This is a genomic window from Ignavibacteriota bacterium, from assembly GCA_016218045.1.
GTDB lineage: Bacteria > Bacteroidota > Ignavibacteria > SZUA-365 > SZUA-365 > JACRFB01.
In genome coordinates, this window is sequence record JACRFB010000059.1 from 147,285 (window position 1) to 166,182 (window position 18,898).

Annotated in this window: 13 protein-coding genes and 1 tRNA gene; 3 read left to right on the forward strand and 11 right to left on the reverse strand. The window is 57.2% G+C overall.

What is annotated here, in order from left to right:
- Positions 1-20 precede the first annotated feature (20 nt).
- From HY962_15520 to HY962_15550, 7 genes are all read right to left on the reverse strand, one after another.
- A complete protein-coding gene (locus tag HY962_15520; protein MBI5648340.1) occupies positions 21-659 on the reverse strand; it encodes a hypothetical protein in 639 nt (212 codons plus the stop codon).
- 179 nt (positions 660-838) lie between these two features.
- Positions 839-2,185: a PAS domain S-box protein gene (locus HY962_15525; protein ID MBI5648341.1), complete on the reverse strand. Its 1,347-nt coding sequence runs from the start codon at positions 2,183-2,185 to the stop codon at positions 839-841.
- A 23-nt stretch (positions 2,186-2,208) separates the two neighbouring features.
- Positions 2,209-2,658 carry a response regulator gene (locus tag HY962_15530; protein MBI5648342.1) on the reverse strand — a complete coding sequence of 150 codons (450 nt, stop codon included), beginning with the start codon at positions 2,656-2,658 and terminating at the stop codon, positions 2,209-2,211.
- On the reverse strand, positions 2,651-6,862 hold the full coding sequence (locus tag HY962_15535; GenBank protein MBI5648343.1) for a heavy metal translocating P-type ATPase: 4,212 nt from the start codon (positions 6,860-6,862) through the stop codon (positions 2,651-2,653). Before HY962_15535 ends, HY962_15530 begins: the two co-directional genes overlap by 8 nt.
- A gap of 167 nt (positions 6,863-7,029) precedes the next feature.
- Positions 7,030-10,032, reverse strand: a complete 3,003-nt coding sequence (locus tag HY962_15540) for a choice-of-anchor D domain-containing protein (GenBank protein ID MBI5648344.1) — start codon at positions 10,030-10,032, stop codon at positions 7,030-7,032.
- A 195-nt stretch (positions 10,033-10,227) separates the two neighbouring features.
- The gene (locus HY962_15545) at positions 10,228-10,671 is read right to left on the reverse strand and encodes a response regulator (GenBank protein ID MBI5648345.1); all 444 of its coding nucleotides are present in this window, start codon (positions 10,669-10,671) and stop codon (positions 10,228-10,230) included.
- Positions 10,668-12,392 carry a PAS domain S-box protein gene (locus HY962_15550; protein MBI5648346.1) on the reverse strand — a complete coding sequence of 575 codons (1,725 nt, stop codon included), beginning with the start codon at positions 12,390-12,392 and terminating at the stop codon, positions 10,668-10,670. Before HY962_15550 ends, HY962_15545 begins: the two co-directional genes overlap by 4 nt.
- A 538-nt stretch (positions 12,393-12,930) precedes the next feature.
- On the opposite strand from HY962_15550, the gene HY962_15555 reads away from it, so the two are divergent.
- Positions 12,931-13,764: an RluA family pseudouridine synthase gene (locus HY962_15555; protein MBI5648347.1), complete on the forward strand. Its 834-nt coding sequence runs from the start codon at positions 12,931-12,933 to the stop codon at positions 13,762-13,764.
- 300 nt (positions 13,765-14,064) lie between these two features.
- Positions 14,065-14,766: a hypothetical protein gene (locus tag HY962_15560; protein MBI5648348.1), complete on the forward strand. Its 702-nt coding sequence runs from the start codon at positions 14,065-14,067 to the stop codon at positions 14,764-14,766.
- Here the strand turns inward: HY962_15560 and HY962_15565 are convergent.
- The 4 genes from HY962_15565 to HY962_15580 form a co-directional block, all read right to left on the reverse strand.
- Positions 14,763-15,440, reverse strand: a complete 678-nt coding sequence (locus HY962_15565; GenBank protein ID MBI5648349.1) for a hypothetical protein — start codon at positions 15,438-15,440, stop codon at positions 14,763-14,765. The two genes, HY962_15560 and HY962_15565, sit on opposite strands and share 4 nt — an antisense overlap.
- 54 nt (positions 15,441-15,494) lie before the next feature.
- Positions 15,495-16,100, reverse strand: coding sequence for an ATP-dependent Clp endopeptidase proteolytic subunit ClpP (gene clpP, locus HY962_15570; GenBank protein MBI5648350.1), 606 nt, complete (start codon positions 16,098-16,100; stop codon positions 15,495-15,497).
- Positions 16,101-16,174: 74 nt separating this feature from the next.
- Positions 16,175-17,659 (reverse strand): trigger factor, encoded by a 1,485-nt coding sequence (gene tig, locus HY962_15575; protein ID MBI5648351.1) that lies wholly within the window; start codon positions 17,657-17,659, stop codon positions 16,175-16,177.
- Positions 17,660-17,693: 34 nt separating this feature from the next.
- A tRNA-Leu gene (locus tag HY962_15580) sits at positions 17,694-17,775 on the reverse strand.
- 440 nt (positions 17,776-18,215) lie between these two features.
- On the opposite strand from HY962_15580, the gene HY962_15585 reads away from it, so the two are divergent.
- On the forward strand, positions 18,216-18,830 hold the full coding sequence (locus HY962_15585; GenBank protein ID MBI5648352.1) for a hypothetical protein: 615 nt from the start codon (positions 18,216-18,218) through the stop codon (positions 18,828-18,830).
- Positions 18,831-18,898 lie beyond the last annotated feature (68 nt).

The window sequence follows — 18,898 nt, forward strand, 5'->3', positions numbered from 1 at the left end:
CATGGCGTTGGTGAGGATAGTCATGGGCGGAATATTGCGGAATACGCGACGACTTCGCTGTATCCACGATCTGCTAAAAGACTCCGTTCGGCTTCTCCCACAATCAGATAGCAGCCGGGATTCAATGCAGCAACAAGTTTGTCTATTATTACATCCTGCTTGGACGAGGAATAATACATGAGAAGATTCGAACACATGATGACATCAAAGCCGCCGTAAATACTGCCAGGGGGCGCCGCATGTTTGGAATTACACACATCGAAAACGGAAAATTCAATGTTGCGTTTCAAGACGTCATTCACCACACACATGCCGTTGCTGACGGTGAACCACTCTGATGCACGTTCCATCGTCAGTGTCAGCAATGCCGCTTCCGGGTATGCTCCCAACGCGGCCTTCGCTATTTGCACCTTGCATAAGTCCGTGGCAAACATCCGGTAGGGCAATCCGCGGGGCTCTTTCGCGGAGGCCTCTTCGAGGAGTATCGCCAGACTGTACGATTCCTGTCCGGCCGCACAACCGACGGACCACACTCGTAATTCTCTATGTTGCGTTTCGTTCGAGATTCGTGTGAGTCTCGGTACAATTGTATGTTCGAACACCGCAAAGGTAAATGTGTTACGAAAGAATGCGCTATAACCGTTGAACAACAATTTCACAAGTTGATGCGACTCTCCCGGGGATTCGACGATGAGTGATACATATTCGGATACACCCGTACACATGAGTGCGGACACTCGCTGCATAATGCAGCGTTCCACAAATGATGGTTCGAACTGCGTAATATCCACACCACAGTTGTGTCGCAACGTTTCCCGCACGGGTTCCGGAAAGTCCATCATTCATCAATCGAATATTTTGCTTCCTTTCCGAGTGCCTGCAGCAAAGCATTGACCTCCTTTTTCATCGCGACCATTGCGAGTTCACGGTCGACTGTGAGATTAAAAAATCGCTGCATTTCCTGCATCCGTTCCTGCAATTTGAGGTTGGCCTTAATCCTGTCCGACACGTCGTGCGCGCTCGTCCTGAATCCAATGAAGTGGCCTTGCCCGTCATATAGCGGACGCCAGGAGACCGTCACCCATATCGTGCCACCATCCTTACATTTGGCACGAATTTCAAGGCAGTCGCCGCTAGAACCACGCAATGCGTCCTGCATGGCAAGTTGGAGTTTCTCGCGATCCTCTTCGATCACGATCATGCCGAACACGTCGCCCGAGTCGATATATTCCGCGGGTGTGTACCCTGTAAACGTGACTGCATTGTTGTTCATCCACACGAGTGCGCCTTGTGCATCAAACCACGCCTCCCAACTCGCGGAGTATTCCGTGAGTGCACGGAATCTGGTTTCGCTTTCCACGAGCGCTTTCTCCGCACGTTTTCGCTCGTTTATCACGTCGAACACCACCGCAAAATGAGCCGGCATCGGGCTGTATACAGAGAGGTTGACCCACAGCCCCATTGATTGTATGTAATACTCCAAACTCTGTGGTGCTCCTGTGTTGGCGACATTCTCGTAGATTCGTAGCAGGTCGAGATCAAGCTCCACGGCTTTCGGCAGAATTTCGCTGAGCCGACGCCCGACTACATCGGTCAGTCCGGTCTGTCTTTCAAAAGCCGCGTTGACAGTGATGTATATAAAATCGGGAGCTGACCCGTCCGTTTCAATCATCCGACAGAGAGCAAAGGCATTAAGCATGTTCTCGAACAAGGATCTGTACAGATATTCACTTTCACGCAGCGCCTTTTCCGCCGCATGCCGCGCTTCGAGACTACTCTTTTCTTCGAGCACTCGAAGTATGGCCAGGGAGAGCCGGTCGAGACGAAATTTCGACACGTAATCCTTCGCGCCGCGTTTTAAAAGATCAACTGCGGTCTCCTCACCAATTGCTCCTGAAACACACAGAAACGGAGTTGTCGGGGCACGTTCCTGGGCGATACGCAGCGCCTGCTGTGCATTATATCCGGGCAGGTCATAGTCGGAGAGAATAACATCAAACACACGTTCCGAGAGTGCAGCAATGAATCGTCGCTCGGAGTTCACCCACTTGACCTCCGCATTGAACCACTCCTTGCGCAATTTTGCGGACACAAGCTCATAGTCGCCTTCCGAGTCCTCGAGGTACAGGACACGCAATGCCATGTTCCCCACGTCTGCTGGAAATTCCGCATCTGGTTGAGACATGATTTCTCCGCTCGTGATAGACGTTATCGATACAAGATGTCCGGCGGCCTTTCGTTCACTATAGCCCAGAACAGGCCGATGGCCTGCACCGCCTCCATAAATTTCTGATATCGCACAGGTTTGACAACAAAGGCGTCCGCACCGAGTTTATAACTTCGCAGAATATCCTCCTCTTGTGATGAGGATGTGAGCATTACCACTCGAATATACCGCAGGGCAGCATCGCCGCGAATGGCGGCAAGAGTTTCAATGCCGTCCATTCGCGGCATTTTCACATCCAACAGCACGACCACTGGATCACCCGATTCGCGGTTTGTATACTGTCCCTGCCTGCGCAGGTATTCGAGTGCTTCGACACCGTCACGCACATGGACGACATCATTCGCAAGCCGTAACTGCGTGAATCCCTCCAGTATCAGTTCTGCATCCATGGGGCTGTCTTCCACCAGCAGAACCTTGCGCATGTCACCCATTGTTCTCCTCCGGTTCGTAGGGTAAGGTGAAGTGAAACGTTGCGCCGCGGTTGAGTTCCGCTTCCGCCCACACGCGGCCGCCGTGGCGAAGAATGATGCGCTGCACGGTTGCAAGTCCGATGCCATTCCCCTCGAACTCCGTGCTCGTGTGCAGACGTTGGAATACGCCGAACAGCTTTCCGGCATATTGCATGTCGAAACCCGCACCGTTGTCGCTTACAGTGTATTCAGCATATGTTCCCGCATCGCGCCCCTTGATGCTGATGCGCGCCTGCTCCTTCTGCCGCGTATATTTCACCGCGTTGTCGAGCAGGTTGGTCCAGACTTGCCGGAGCAGATTACGTTCCCCCGGCGCGTCGGGCAGTTCGCCGATCGTCCAGTGAATCACACGCTGTGTGTGGATCTGATCCAGGACCGAGACGATATCCTGCACAAGTGTATTCATTACCACGGGACGTTTTGTCAATTCCGATTTGGCGGTGCGTGAGAATTTCAGCAGATCATCGATGAGACCGCCCATCTGCCGCGCCGCGGTCGAGATGCAGCCCGCGTACCGCGAGCCGGTCTCGTCGAGTTGGCCCGCGGTGTTCTCGAGCAGCAATTCCACATACCCGTCGAGATGCCGCAGCGGTGCGCGCAAATCGTGCGACACCGAGTAGCAGAAGGCCTCCAACTCCTTGTTCACGGCCTCCACCTGCGCGGTTCTTTCCGCCACACGTTCCTCGAGATGGATGTTGGCGTCCCGTAATTTCATCTCGAGCTGTTTCCGTGCAGTAATATCCTGCATCGCGGTGATGAAGTAGAGCGGCTCGCCGGCGGCATCACGACGCAGCACAGTGGCGAGGTCCACCCAGATAACCTGACCTGATTTGGTGATGTATCGCTTTTCGAATCGCGCTGCGGAAACATCGCCGCGCATGACCTGTGCTACAAACAGCAACGAGGATTCTACATCGTCGGGATGTGTAATGTCCATCCAATTTCGCGACGCAAGTTCAGCTTCTGAGTAGCCGAGCATAGCCCGAAAGGTTGCGTTGGTACGAAGGGTGCCATCGGGATTCGTGATGGAAAATCCTACAAGCGAGTTTTCGAAGATGCTGCGGAAGTACGCTTCACTCGTGCGCAAATTCTCTTCTGCGCGAATACGTTCGTCGATCTCTGCCCGCAGCCGCGCGTTTGCCTCCCGCAGTTCGTGTGTTCGTGTTGCGACGAGCGAATCCGCCTCGTTGTATGCACGCTGCAGGGCCTGCTGTGTTTCGAGCAGTTTGTCCTTCTCGCGCTCCAGGGCCGCGTTTACAGTGCGCAACTGCGTCGGACTCGGTATGGCGAGAAGTTTTGGCAGCGTGGGCCACAGCGCGATGGCCGTTGCAAAGGATACGGCGGCGCAGAGCGAATCCACAAGCGCCTGCCAGGCATCCACCGGCCTCCATACTCCCACCACATGCACCATGTGGGTGATGCCGCAGGCCAGGATAAACAGTCCGAAGAGGAAGAGCACCCATGTAAAGGGCATGTCGGTGCGTTTGCGCACGAAAATGATCAGAAAAAACGGTATCGATGAGTACGAAACGGCGATGAGGCCGTTGGCAATGGCCATCACCATCATGGCCGGCGAAGTCATGGCGCCGGCAATCGCGCCGCGTATCTCCATCGGCTCGGACATGCTCACCATCGGCACCACGATGAGCAGGCCGAGTGCAAGCGCCGGACCGGCGAGTCGCGGGATCTGGCGCAGCACCATGCGTCCGGCCGTCGGCACACGGCTGTCGGAGCGCAGCGTCGTTCTGCGCAAATAGAGACTGTTGGTGACCATAAAAAGCGAGCTGCATACCATGGCACCCGCGGCCGCCATCGGCACGAGCAGGCCGTACGCCGCGATCGGAATGAGGGCGACGTTGTACAGCAGCGCCCAGACAAGGTTCTGGATGATCGTCTGCGATGTCGCTCGCGAGCGCAGTATGGCCTGTGTCACCGCGCCCACCTCGTTCGACAGTATCGTTACCCCCGCGGCTGCCTGCGCAATATCGGTGCCGCTTCCGAAACTGATACCCACATCCGCTTGAGCAAGCGCCGGAGCGTCGTTTATTCCATCACCCACCATCATCACCGTCGGATGCGCGTAATTCCCCAGCGTACACGCCTCCTGCAGTTCCTGAATGGCACGGGCCTTTTGCTCGGGCGTCCGTTCCGCAAGCACACGTGGAATGCCGAGCTGCCCGGCAAGCGCATCGGCGGCACGCCGGCTGTCGCCGGTGAGCAGCACCATGTCGATGCCCAGCGTTTTCAGATCGGCAACGGCGGCGGCCGCGTCGGGACGCACTGTATCGGCAACAGCGATGATGCCGACGGGAACCGCGGATGTGTCACTTCCCCTCTCACGCGCGGTGACGATTATCGTTGTCTTGCCATCCGTTTGCAGCGGTTCGAGGAGCTGCTTCAGCGCATCCGTATCGACTCCATCATTGCGTGCCATGGACTCATTCCCGACGGCCACGGTCAATGATGCAATCGTTCCGCGCACACCCGATCCGCCAAAGGTTCGCACGTCCTCCGCGTCAACAATAAACACGGCACGTGCTTCCGCCTCTTTTGCCAGTGCCCGGGAAATCGGGTGATCGGTCCCTCGCTCCACACTTGCCGCAAGGCGGAGCACTTCTTCGGGAGTATATCCGTCACATGGGAGAATGTCGGTGACACGGGGTGTGCCGGTGGTAAGTGTGCCGGTTTTGTCGAACACCACGATGTGTGCCTGTCCCGCTCGCTCGAGCATGTCTCCGCTCCGGAACAGCACGCCCGCTTCCGCAGCGCCCGCCATGCCCGCCATCACCGCTGTGGGAGCGGCCAGGCCGATGGCGCAGGGGCAGGCGATGACAAGCACCGCAACAGTATTCATCATGGCCACGGACCATCCCGCCTCGGCCACAACCATCCAACCGACACAGGTGCATGCCGCGAATCCGATGATCACGGGTACGAGATACCGGCCCACCTCGTCCGTGAGTTTCCTCAGAGGCGCACGACCCGTGCGCGCATCACGCACGAGGCGCGCGATCTGCGCGAGCCGCGTATCGGCACCGACCCTCGTGGCCTCGATATAGAGCTGGCCGTCGTGGTTCAGCGTTGCGCCGGTGACCGTGTCGCCCGGGCCCTTGCTCACCGGCATCATCTCACCGGTGATCATGGATTCATCGAGACGCGAAGACCCACGCGTAATGATGCCATCGACAGGTATACGTTCGCCTGGAAGAATACGAAGCAGATCGCCGACTCGGACGTCAGAATAGGCCACTACGTACTCCGCTCCATCGCGCAGAACCGTACACGTCTCGGGTCTTGTGGCCAGAAGACGTTCGAAGGCGCCACCCGCGCGCGCGCGCGCACCCATCTCCAGATATTTCCCGACACGGATCAACGTGACAATCACGGCGCCCGTCTCATAATACACATCGGAGCCCGGCAGAAGGCCGAGTGATACACCCAGACTCGAAAGATATGCGATGCTCGATCCGAGAACCACGAGCACATCCATGTCGGGATGGCCCGCGCGCAGGCCGCGCAGGGCGCCCGCATAGAAACGCCCTCCGATCAGGACCTGCACCAGCGTCGCGAGCACAAAGAGGAGAAGGATGTCTCCGTGAAAAGACACATTCAGCATGTCACGCGCCATACTCACGGCGACAAGTGGCAGCGTGAGTGCGATTCCAATGAATATCCGTGCCTTCTCCCGTGCTCGGGTGTCGCGTGTTACCGGGATAGTCTCGTCGGCCGGCGCAGCCTCGGCGGGAGGGATGGGAATGTTGTATCCCGCGTTCCGTATCAGCGATGTCAGGTCAGAGACGGATATCATCGCGGGGATACAAGACACCCGTACACGTTCACACCCCGCGTCGACGGATGCGGTGAGCACACCGTCGGTCTGCGCGAGAAGGGCTTGCAGATCCGTCTGTGGTGCCGCTGCGGCACCGGCTTCTATGCCGAATTCGAGCGTTGTTGTTACCGCCTCGTGTCCGATGGAGCGCAGTCGCGACAGAATATCGTGCGGACGCAGAAGAGCGCCATCGTAGACGACAGTCAGAACTTCTTCCGCATAATCAACGGACGCGCTTCGTACTCCCGGCAGTGCCGAAAGTGACATCTCTATCGGCCATACACAGCCGATGCAAGTAATACCAGTAATTCGGACGGTGCAATGTCGTACAGACAACAAATAGACCTCCTGCCGCAAGGAGTTGAAACACTAGCGTCGGACTGGTACACCCCCGGATGTACGCCGGAATAGTACGGCTTTCGCCCGCAATAGCCAAGAGCATCCGGCACGGACGGATCAAAAACTGCAAAGCGTACGAACGACGCGGGTGTACCGCGGCAGGATTACCTGGCAATAACAAATCCGCGTGCCAGTGAACCCGATGATGTATGGACACGAACGAAGTAGGTGCCGTTGCGGAGCGACATGGTTTCCACGGGTATGGCATACACTCCGGCCTCGAACTGCCCGTGCGCGAGCAGACGCAACTCGCGGCCGAGCGCATCGCACAGAGTGATGCGAAGCGTGCCGGCATGTGCAAGCGTGCAGTGTATCACACCCACGCCGCGTACAGGATTCGGATACATTTCGCCCAGCGTAATGTCGCGCGCCCATCCGGGTGTTCGATCTAGCGCCGTGGGATATCCGTTGGCGGACAGGATGACGCTGGTGTCGGGCGAGAGAGGATCGTTGCTCCGTATAGTCAGGTGTGCCAGGCGTCCGCCGATTTGTGACGGCGCGCAGCGCAGGGTCACAACCGTCTGACCTCCGGGTATCAGCGTCGAAGTTGTACCGCTGAGGAGTGTGAAGTCCGCACTGTCCGGACCCTGCACCTGCCATACGGAAAACGTGAGATCGGCAGTCCCGGCGTTTGACACAACGAGCGTGCGTTCGGCGCTGGTATCGAGCCGGATGTTCCCGAAGTCGAGCAGGCGTGTACTGAGAGTCAGATGAGGCGCCGACTGGATCACACCTGTTCCGGCAAGTCGGATGACAGGGTTGCGCAGAGCGGTGTCGTCGACGGTCAGTGTATACTCCGTCAGAAGCCGTCCGACACGTGTCGGAGTAAAGACAAATTCCACATTGGCCCTTTCACCCATGCGTAGTGAATCCGGAAAGCGCGGGGCGATGGTAAACTGGTCTGCATCAAAACGTGTCATGGATTGCGTGAGGAAATGCAGCGTGGCCGCGCCGGTATTCTGCACGGACACGGAACGGCGCGCGGTGTTGCCGAGGAGAACGGGACCAAAGTCGATGGAATCCGTTGTCAGCGACATACGGGGCTGCGGCACCATCTGCACGCCGTTCCCCGTCAAGCCCACACGCATCAGCAGCACCTGCTCGTCATCAGTAACGATACGCAGTTCCGCGCTTCTCCTTCCGAGAGCCGACGGACGGAAGGCCAGATCCACATCGGCACTCGTTCCCGGTGATAGTATCGTTCCCGAGGGATCCCTGTTCACCACAAAAGATGATGCACTGAAGCCTGCCACCTGCACCGACTGGATGGATACCGGTGCGGTGCCATCATTCACGATACGCAGCGACCGCTGCTGCTCGCGGCCAACAACCACATCGCCGAAATTCACGAGTGTATCGGCAGCGCGCACGTGCAACGCGGAAGGAACGTAGATTTTTTTCCTGCAGCGAACGGGAGGATGGTTGTCGAATTCCGCCAGCATCGAGATGAACAGAGTATCTGAAGTCGCGCGAGGTTTGGCCGACACGGCCCAGGCCCCTTCGGAGAACAGACCAGGACCGGCTGTGGGAGGAACGCCGGCCTGCGTGAAGACACGCGGAGATTCGAGCACAAAGTCGGCTGTGTCGATTTCGATAGTGAAGCGTGTATTTGTCGCTTCGAGGTCCCCGGTATTCACTATCACCTGTTTTGCCAGGAAAGGATGCGCGACGTAGGTCCGGTCGCGCCACGACCACGCGAGCGCGGTGGGCAGCACCATGTCGCAGAGGACACTCGGTGATCGCGGTACAACGGTGACGGCTCCATCCTGCAATACAGGACGGAAACATCCGGCTTCAAACATCCACGAGGTGAGGTCCAACGGAACCTGCACCGTGTCCCTGCCCGTGAGATCCGCGGCGGTAAAGGTGAGATGCGCCAGTGCCTCGGGGATAGTCGTTGCGTGAATGACTTTTTTCTCCAAGGTCTGCAGAATGATCCCGCCCGAAATATGTGTGACTGTGACCGGCACGTTTTCGAGAAGCGTACCTGGCGGTGTGGTGATGCCGGTGAATGACAGACGTGTAGTATCGAAGAGAATCGTCCACGTCGCAGGGTGAAACACTCCTGCCGGGTCCACGGGCGACCAGAGTTGCAGCGGTACGGTGACGGTCTGCAAGCCGCGAGTAGCCGCTGAGCCGAGTCCGATATTCAATGGAATGAACGTGGACGAATCCAATGCCGCCTTGTATGTTTTCGTTTTTGTGTCGTTGCCATTGCAGAAGTTCAGCACCGAGAGATCCACCTTGCGCATGCTCCCGTCCATACAACTGCTGTTGTACACGATGCGGCATTCCTGAAATCCCTGGCGCACGAGCTGTGACAGTTCGGTGTAAATAGCCGTGAATTCATTTGCTTCCGCAGCGGGGTAATACCTGCCGCCGGTGAGATCCGCCACCGATTGCAGCGCTGCGGTCGGAGCATATTGCCCGAAGCCGATAGGGAAAACGCGTATTCGGTTGCGAGAGGCGAGCGAGATGACATCCGCCTGTGTATGCGTGCTTCCCGCGTCCGGACCATCGGTAAGAAAGATGACCGCCGTGCACGGATTGGTGCCGGTGAGCACGACGGACTGCAGACCCTGGTAGACGCCGTCCCACATTTTTCCGAGACTGCTTGCGGGCAGACCATTGATGGCGGTGTGGAGCAGATCCTTGTACTTGGTCATTGGTTGCGCGGTGGTAACCGTCGACGAGAACCATATGACCGAGGCCTCGTCGACAGTGCCGTCCATCAAATCGACAAACGCATTGCCCGCGGCTCTTGCACCGGCGTTTCCGCTTCCGGCCATCGATCCGCCCGCATCAAACACCAGCGCCACCGACATCGGGCAGCGTGTGGTCGGGTCGGGGCACCACAGATCGAAGGATCCGACGGGGAGTCCGTTTTCCATCACCGCCAGATGTTGTTTGTCGGTGAAGTACACTGGCAATCCGTTGCACCCCACGGAGAAATACATTTCGACTCTGGGCCAGTCGACCGTGATGCGTTTAAAATTGAGCACCGGCTGCGCTCCTGTCTCACACACAAACGACAACATCACCAGCAGGATAAGGTATCCAATTCGTGTGCGTCCACGCGTCTTCACAAATCGTATCAGACCAATCATGGGACCCTCGCTTTGATGTGATGAAACGCGGCATCGTATTGACAGATTCCCCCTATAGGAACCTGACAGCCGTATCCCTCGAATTGTTACACCCCCTCCCCTCCCTACCTTTCACAACTTTCAACCTTGCCACTTTCCACTCTCAACCTTCCAACTTTCCACTTTCCACCTTCGACCATCCACATCCCCACCGCCCTATCGTGGCGGTGCGTTCACAAGCAGCCAGTACAGTCCGATCTGGGCCATCGCTTCAATAAAGGCAGTGGACTCGACAGGTTTCACCACATAACTATTCACTCCGAGCGCATAGGCAGTTTTGATATCGGGATCCTCACTCGACGAGGTAACAACAACCACGGGGATGTGCCGTGTCGCCTCTTCACGTTTGATGGCCTCGAGCACTTCCAATCCGTTGATTTTAGGAAGCTTGAGATCAAGCATGATCATCTTTGGCTGCATGGTCATGGTACGCTGAGCGTAGCTGCCGCGGCAGAATATAAAATCGAGTGCTTCCGCCCCGTCTTCGACCACGTGCAGGGGATTGAGAATGTTCTGTCGTCGAATGGCTCTTACGATCAGCTCGGCATCACCCGGATTATCCTCCACGAGAAGAATATCGACAATGTCAGGGATGGTCATGGATGTTCTCCTGTTGGTAGAGAAAATGTGAAGGCCGCGCCAGCTCCCAGCGTACTCTGTGCGCGCACGCTGCCTCCGTGTCTCTCGACAATTCGTTTCACAATTGCGAGACCAACGCCGGTTCCCGGATACTCTTTGACGGAGTGCAGACGCTGGAAAACACCGAACAGTTTGTCGGAGTACCGTGCGTCAAAGCCCGCGCCGTTGTCGCGCACCGTGTATTCCACAAAACCATCATGCGCGGTGCCGGTGATTTCTATGCGCGGGGAGTGAGTATTCGACGTGAACTTTAATGCATTCGAGAGGAGATTGGTCCACACGAGTCGAATCATCGTTTCGTCACCTCGTGCCGGCAACAGAGTACCGAGCTGCAGATCGACGTGTGCGTGTTCGTTGCCGGACATCAATTCACGAAACACCTGACGCACCTCCGCCAGCATGTCGATGCGAGAGTTTTTCATCTCGGTCCGGCCGAGACGTGAGAAAGCGAGCAGATCGTCTATCAGTACACCGAGTTTCACAGCGCCATCGGCGATTACCGTGCAGATGCGGCGGCCTTCGGCATCGAGCTTCGGCGCATGGTCCTCGAGCAACATGCGGGTGAAACCGTCGATTGTTCGCAGTGGTGCGCGCAAATCGTGCGACACCGAATAGGCAAAGGATTCCAGTTCCTTGTTTGCGATCTCAAGCTGCGCGGTCCGCTCTGCAACACGCCGTTCGAGTTCCTCCGCGTGACGGGTGGATTCGGTGAGGAGCGCCTCTTCCGTATTCACACGGTCGGTAATATCACGAACCGTTCCCACGAAACTGACGGCGTGGCGAGTATCACCTGTACCGTCGAATTCGGCCACCCCATGTGCCTCGACCCATCGAAGGCCACCCGTTTCCGGGAGCACACGGTACACGATCATGTAGGGCGCCGGGTGCTGAGGATCGAGTGCCGCTTGAACGGCCTTCAGCACCTGCGGAAGATCATCCGGATGGAGCAATTTCAGAATCAGATCATTGTCGCGTTCGCTCCCGGTGACGCCGAATATCTCCGCGTATCGTGTATCCCATGTTGACCTGTTCGTGATGGGATTGTAATGCCACCATCCCATCTGAGCGGCGTCGAGCGCGAGTTGTCGTTGACGGTCGAAATATTGTGCTTCACGTTCGGCCGTCTTCCGGGCAGTGATGTCGATCATGGATGAAATCGTACACCTTTCTCCGAAGAGATCGACTATCACAATGGAGCCGAGAACAGATTTTATCGCGCCGGAACGCGCGCGTATGGTGAATTCGATCTCACGGGCAGATCCGTGTTCGAGCACCGATTGTATCCGCTCCTTCCGTTGTTCCGCCGTTGCCACGTGTAGCTGCACACTTGAATGGCCCAGGACGTCCTCGCGCGGATACTCGATCAGGCGGAGAAAGACGTCGTTCACTTCCAGGAAGGCGCCATCGGAGAGGCGGCTTATCGCCAATGCAATGGGGCTACCGTGAAACACAGCCGAGAAGGTGGTCTCGGACCGCTGCAGTTCGTCCTGTAAAGTTCGTAACGCATTCCGGGTCGCGCGTCTGTGTGCGTAGAACACGGCGAGTGCACCAAGCATCAACAACAGAGCGATGATGACATACATCAACGTGTCCGCGGTACGCGTGATGCGCGGCATCTCCGCCGCCAGCATGGGCGCTGCAGGCAGGAACAGTTCGATACCGATCACACACAGATGTACCATGCGTCGATGACCACACAGGCGTCCGTTATCTCGAACGAGGGCCAAGATTCGTCAATGCTCTAGGTACGCGGGGGAGGCCGGAGTGCAGAGGAGTCTGCAAATGATAAAGAATCCAACGGGAGGAGGGCGCTTCTCAGATTTCCGCGGGGAAGAACAAACTACCGGCTCAGGTTGGGGCAATAGTACGGCGGGCAAGCAAGAGAAGCAAGATGTTGGAATCGATTCGTATCTCCTTTCTCCTAACACGAGCGGGTGGAGACAGGAGGAAGGAGTCAGGAGACACGTACTGATTCAATACCTGGCTCCTGACTCCTGTCTCCTCACACGGCCTTCGTAGATCGACCTACCCTTCTACGGTCTACCGTCGGAGTGCAGCCGCAGCACTTCCGAATTATGGGACGACGACGGAGCCCCTCCGCATCGCCCGGGAGCAATTCGTCTCCGCGTGCTATCTTATGGAGGCATGTTCAACGGAGGATACACATACCGCGATCGCATTTCGCGCGCATGGCAAGGGAAACCTGCGCTGCAGTATTACATGACGCATCACGGACACCTCGACGAGGAGCAGTGGATACTTCGCTTCACAGGCGGTTTCATCACCTGCAACGGACAGACGATACGCGCCACTGATCCATTGCGCGCGGGCATGCTGCTGGAATATCATCGTGCGCCCTGGATCGAACCGGAGGTGCCGGACGAACTGCCCGTTCTATACAGTGATGACGACGTACTGGTCTTCGACAAGCCCGACCGTTTGCCCGTGCTGCCCGGTGGTCTGTATCTCGAGAACACCCTGGTACTGCGGGCGCGGCGTCTGTACGGCGACGCAGTGATCCCCGCGCACCGCCTGGGGCGCGGCACAACGGGCGCCATTCTCTGCACACGCACCACGCGCGCGGCCACGGCCTTTCACGCGATGATGCGCGGAGGCCGCATAGCGAAAACGTACCTGGCCCTCGTGCAGGGACTGCCGCAGCGGGACTCCTTCACCATCACCACACCTATCGGACGCGTCGAACATGCGCGGCTTGGAAGCATTCACGATGTGACGCCATCGGGCAAACACGCCGTGAGTGTATGCGAGGTGCTCGCGCGGGACGAGTCCGCCTCCACCTCCCTGCTCCGTGTTACAATTCCGACCGGACGCACGCATCAGATCCGCATACATCTCGCATCGATCGATCATCCGCTTGTCGGAGACCGTTTCTACCGCGGTCCCGCGGCCGCACCCGATCCCGCGCCTGTTAATCCGGGGGATCCCGGGTATCTCCTCCATTCGTGGAGACTGGAGTATATCGATCCCTTCTCAGGTGAAACGCGGGTTGTTGTGGCGCCGGCACCAGCGTGGGCTGGGATGGGTAGATGGTAGTTAGTAGTTAGTAGTTGGTAGTTGGGTAGTTCGATCTACGAAGGCCGTGTGAGGATACAGGAGGAAGGAGTCAGGAGACATGCACCATTTCAACTCGTGTCTCCTGTATCCTGTATCCTCACGCTCGTGTGAGGACACAGGAGGAAGGAGTCAGGAGACATGCACGATTCCAACCCGTGTCTCCTGTATCCTGTATCCTGTATCCTCACGCTCGTGTGAGGATACAGGAGGAAGGAGTCAGGAGAAAGAACTGCGGCAAACACCTTGCACCATTGCCGCGGCTTCTGTACACTACACCCCATGCCCACATTCGCACCGGGATTCAGGCCCGCAACATATTGGGATGAAAATCTCACGCGCATCGCCGCAGTAAAGGGAACACTGCGGCAGAACCTCCTCATCGAGGAGGCCGCCAGCGGCATACCCAACGACATGCCCGAAATGCTGCGGCAACCGTCGCTGCCACCCGCGGTACTCGTCATGGTGCGCGCGATGGACGCGGCCTTCGTGAGCGGCGAATACTTGCCGGATCTGCTGCCGGAGGAAACGGAGATCGCGCGCATCACGCGCACGCGCACTCCGGAGGGCGGCGTGTGCAGCATACGCGCCCAAAAAACGGATACGGAGATCCGATACCGCGCGGTGGACGAGGAAGGCGGCGACTACACACTCGCGCGCAACACGTCCGCCGATCCGCTCACATTGCGCGAGCTGACAGCGCTTATCGATACCGCGCGCTGCACGGCGTCCGACGGTGACGCGCTCCTGCTTCGCCGCGACGGACTCGTGCTCGGCGAGGCCGCATGCCGTCTGCAGACGCTGAATCCCGAACCGCTGGACCTGCTCGACTTCCTCGCGGCGTCGTCGGTGTATTATCCCGGACTCGAGGACTGGTACGAACACGCCCTCGTCAAATGGATACGACTCGTACAAAATGGAACACGGCCCCCGATCGATTCGGAGGCCGTGTTGAAAATGCCGCTGGAAGCCGGGACCGATTAAACGGTCGGCGCCGGTTTCTTGCGTCGTATCAGCAGCGCCACAATCACACCGAGGAAGAGCACCAGGCCGGCGATGGTCAGGACCCAGGTGATGTCGAAGCCTGAGCCTGTGCTCACCGTGGCGGTCAGCATCACATCCTTCGACAGCTCGGGCAGCGAGTACTGCCACGTGAGCGTGCTGCCATCGACCTTTGTGGCATTGCTCGCCACAACCTCGCCCGGCATCGTGTAGGAATAGACGAATTTGAATTCCTCCATGCCCATGCCATTGGCGTTGTTGCTTCCCTTGATCGTCTGTTTGAACACCAGCTTGTCGCCCTCGGGCTTGAACGAGAACGTGGCGTTCTTAAATGCCGCAGTCTCGGACAGCTTGTTGATGTCCTTGAACGACACCTCGAGACGAACGTGCCGGGTCGAATCCTTGACGTCCAGATCGACGGTCACCTTCTCAACCTCGACGCCGCTGTTGGTGTAGCGATTCTTGATCTCGGATTCCTGGAAGGAAAAATTGTCGTTCCCCATCCACTGGACGTTGTCTTCCTTGGTCCAGTAATGGATTTCCATCTCTCCGGATCCGTCGGCATTCAGCGTGGCTTTCTGCTCGTAATTCAGACAGCCCGACAGTATCAGGACCGGCAACAGAGCGGCTGCGGCAATTGCGGCGAACTTTTTCATGGCGACCCCTTGATGGGTGGAAGTTGAGCGGAGCGCGCGGCGCCCCGCGCGTAATTAGGCCGGCTCGACCGGCTTGACCTTCTTCACGAGCATCGTGTCGATCAGCCCGTATTCGCGGGCTTCCTCGGGACTCATGTACTTGTCGCGGTCGGAGTCGATCTCGATCTGCTCCACGGTTTTACCGGAATGCTCCGCGAGGATGGCGTACAGCGTCTTTTTCACACGGATGATTTCCTGCGTGTAGATCTCGATGTCGGTGACAGGACCCTGCGTCCCGCCCGCCGGCTGATGAATCATGATACGCGCGTGCGGAAGCGCGATGCGTTTGCCCGCGGCGCCGCCCGCCAGAAGAATGGCACCCATGCTCGCGGCAAGGCCGATGCAGATCGTCGACACGTCGGCGCGGATGTACTGCATGGTATCGTAGATCGCGAGTCCGGCTGTGACGCTGCCGCCCGGACTGTTGATGTACAGCGAGATGTCCTTGGTCGGATCCTCGGATTCGAGATGCAGGAGCTGCGCAACAACGAGACTCGCAACGTAGTCGTCGATCGGCGTGCCGATGAAGACGATGCGCTCACGCAGAAGGCGCGAGAAGATGTCCCAACTGCGTTCGCCGCGGCCCGTGGTCTCGACGACGATGGGCACGAGCTGATTCATGATCGACGCCGCCTCGCTGGTGCCGGCCACGTCTTTCAGGACGCTGGTGAAGTCGTGTATGTTCTGCGACATGTTTAACCCTTTGTGTCTTTGTGTTCATCATCCTCATGATCGTGGTCGTGATCATGGTCGTGATGCGAATGATCGTGATGATCGTGGTCGTGATCGTGATGATCGTGGTCGTGATGATCGTGATCGTGATGATCGTGATCGTGATGATCGTGGTCGTGATGATCGTGGTCGTGATGATCGTGGTCGTGGTCATGCATGTGCAGACCGTCGAGTGCGGTGCCGCGCACGTCTTCATCGTCTACATCCTTGATAACGGATGCGGCGAGAAGATAGTCCATCACCTTTTCGTACAACAGCGTGGCCGAGCGTTCGGGTTGGCGGTAGAACGAGAGCAGGTGTTCCTTCGCGATGCCGAGGCGTACGGAATCCTCGTCGGCCTTTTTCTCGATGTCCTCCTCGCCCACTGTCAGGCCTTCGGCCTCGATGATCGCGTCGCGGATGAATATCCACTTGGCGAGGAAGCGCGCCTCGTCCTCGCGGGCGCTGCGGAATTCGTCCACCTTAAAACTCGCCGGCAGCTTTTTATCCGGATAGCGGCCTTCGACTTCCTTCACAAAACCGTCGAGCAGTTCATTGACCACCGAACGCGGCACATTGAAGGGATTGTTGTTGACGAGCTGTTTGACGAGATCGTCGCGCAGCATGCCCTCGTAGCGCTCCTTCCAGCTCTTCTCGAGATACGTGCGCACATCTGCGCGCAGCGCGTCGAAGGTGGTGATGCGTCCGCCCGTGACGAGCGACGCGAAGGCGTCGTCGAGTTCGGGCAGGATGATGCGTTCGATTTTTTTGACGTTGATGCGCGCGCGTTCCGATTTTTCGCCGTCGGTGGAATCGAAGGTGAGATCCGCCTCCTTTTCCTCCCCTGCCGACATGTTCAGCAGTTCGGCTTTGAGGTCGCGATTCACACCATCCTCGCCGAGATCGATTTTCAGATCGGGATAGTTGCGATCCGGCAGAGGTGCACCCTCGGCGTCAAGGATGGTGACGTCGCAGGTCACGAGATATCCCTCCTCGTCGGCCTTCTCGGCTTCAACTAGAGTGCGGCGCGCCTTGCGCAGCGCGGTGATTTCGTCCTCCACCTCATCGTCTGCCACTTCGTGGACGAAGCGCTCGAGCTGAAGATCCTTGTAGCCCGTCACAACGATTTCCGGCGCGGTTTCGTAACGGATTTTGATCGTCAGCGGTTTGCCCGGTTCGAAGTCGATATTCTCGAGCACCGGTGCGCCGATCGGGCGCAGGTTGCGCTCCTCGAGCGCCTGCTGGAAGAATTCGTTCGACAGCTTTTCGATGGCCTGATACTCGATCATGTCGCCGAACCGTTTTTTCACGATGGCGAGCGGCACACGGCCCGGGCGGAATCCGGGAATGGTGAGCTTCTTCCCCTCTTCGCGATACGCTTTTTCAAAGTGCGGGACGAGATCCTCGGCCGGCACCACAATTTCCATTGCGTGTTCGACGTCGTTCGTCGACTGAATCAGTACGTCCAAAAGAATACTCCTTGTCTTGCTCGTAGGTGTCTTGTGCGAATGGGGGGACTCGAACCCCCACGGGTTGCCCCACCAGATCCTAAGTCTGGCGCGTATGCCAATTTCGCCACATTCGCTCTTAATTTAACATTTTTATTTGTAACGAATTACAGAACCGGAATATTGGGCCTTGTTTGTATCTATTGGTACCAAAATTGCCCGATTTGCATCCAAAATGGTACCAATTTGGTGCCAGATGGAGCCAGTTATTCTGGTAGCAGTGTCACCAGAATAAACGTCTTGCATCCTACCAGCAATTTCGGTCTCTTGTGCATGAGAAGCTATCCAGTACCGAAGGCTACCCGATAACTGAGGCATACTCATGGCAGTATAACCCAAAGCAAACGGCAAGAACAAAAAACTGAGTGTTAAGCAAAGCGGGTATTGCGACAAGAAACAACGCACCAAGTCCCTGTACTTGCGGGGCGGAGTGTGGACATTGCGATAGACGACAGCGGATTTCAAGAGAACACAGATAAGTTGTGACACAAGCGATCTCGACGAGGCAGTCGAGTTCATGCACGGCTTCTCTCCTCATCTGCCCCCACCTCTTCAGAAGGCGCATCAAACCGGGGAGAACCTAAAAGATAAAGTAACGCAAGAACAAGTCAAAGACCAAACAAACTCTAAGGTCAGATCGCGCAAGGAAGCATGGGCGTTGACGCTCTCCGCACTGGAGACAGGAGCACTGCAGACACCCACACTCAAGACACACCGGGAAAGCACACTGAGCAACTTCCGGAAAACGATAGACAGATTCCTCAGATTCGTGGAGACCGCTACCTACTCTGAAAGCAAGTCCTGGACCAGATACAACGAAAAGGCTCTTCAGCGTTTCTTCGATCTGTTTCTCGAATCACTCGATGTAGCGATCACTACAAAACGGAATTGCACGCGCGACGTTTCCATCATCCTCAATCCTATGGTGGAGCACGGAGTCATCGAGCAGAATCCTCTTTACTACCGCACCAAGAAGACAAAGAGAACCCAGTCCGAAAAGGCACAGAAGAAGAACGAGTACGCCGTCTTCTCCATCGACGAATTCGGGAAGATCGTGAACACGATGGATGAGGCTCTCGACCAGCCAAGCACCGAGGGCGTGTGCTTCAAATACCTTCAGAACCTGTTGTAGGACGTAGGCGACATGACGGTGATGACCTTTGCCACCGGGATGAGGATTTCCTAGATCACTCATCTCCG

Coding starts and splice junctions, on each gene's coding strand:
- clpP (MBI5648350.1), bottom strand. CDS start 16,100: ATGAATCAGCTCGTGCCCATCGTCGTCGAGACCACGGGCCGCGGCGAA.
- HY962_15545 (MBI5648345.1), bottom strand. CDS start 10,671: ATGACCATCCCTGACATTGTCGATATTCTTCTCGTGGAGGATAATCCG.
- HY962_15525 (MBI5648341.1), bottom strand. CDS start 2,185: ATGTCTCAACCAGATGCGGAATTTCCAGCAGACGTGGGGAACATGGCA.
- HY962_15555 (MBI5648347.1), top strand. CDS start 12,931: ATGACGCATCACGGACACCTCGACGAGGAGCAGTGGATACTTCGCTTC.
- HY962_15550 (MBI5648346.1), bottom strand. CDS start 12,392: ATGGTACATCTGTGTGTGATCGGTATCGAACTGTTCCTGCCTGCAGCG.
- HY962_15565 (MBI5648349.1), bottom strand. CDS start 15,440: ATGAAAAAGTTCGCCGCAATTGCCGCAGCCGCTCTGTTGCCGGTCCTG.
- HY962_15585 (MBI5648352.1), top strand. CDS start 18,216: ATGCACGGCTTCTCTCCTCATCTGCCCCCACCTCTTCAGAAGGCGCAT.
- HY962_15530 (MBI5648342.1), bottom strand. CDS start 2,658: ATGGGTGACATGCGCAAGGTTCTGCTGGTGGAAGACAGCCCCATGGAT.
- HY962_15560 (MBI5648348.1), top strand. CDS start 14,065: ATGCCCACATTCGCACCGGGATTCAGGCCCGCAACATATTGGGATGAA.
- HY962_15540 (MBI5648344.1), bottom strand. CDS start 10,032: ATGATTGGTCTGATACGATTTGTGAAGACGCGTGGACGCACACGAATT.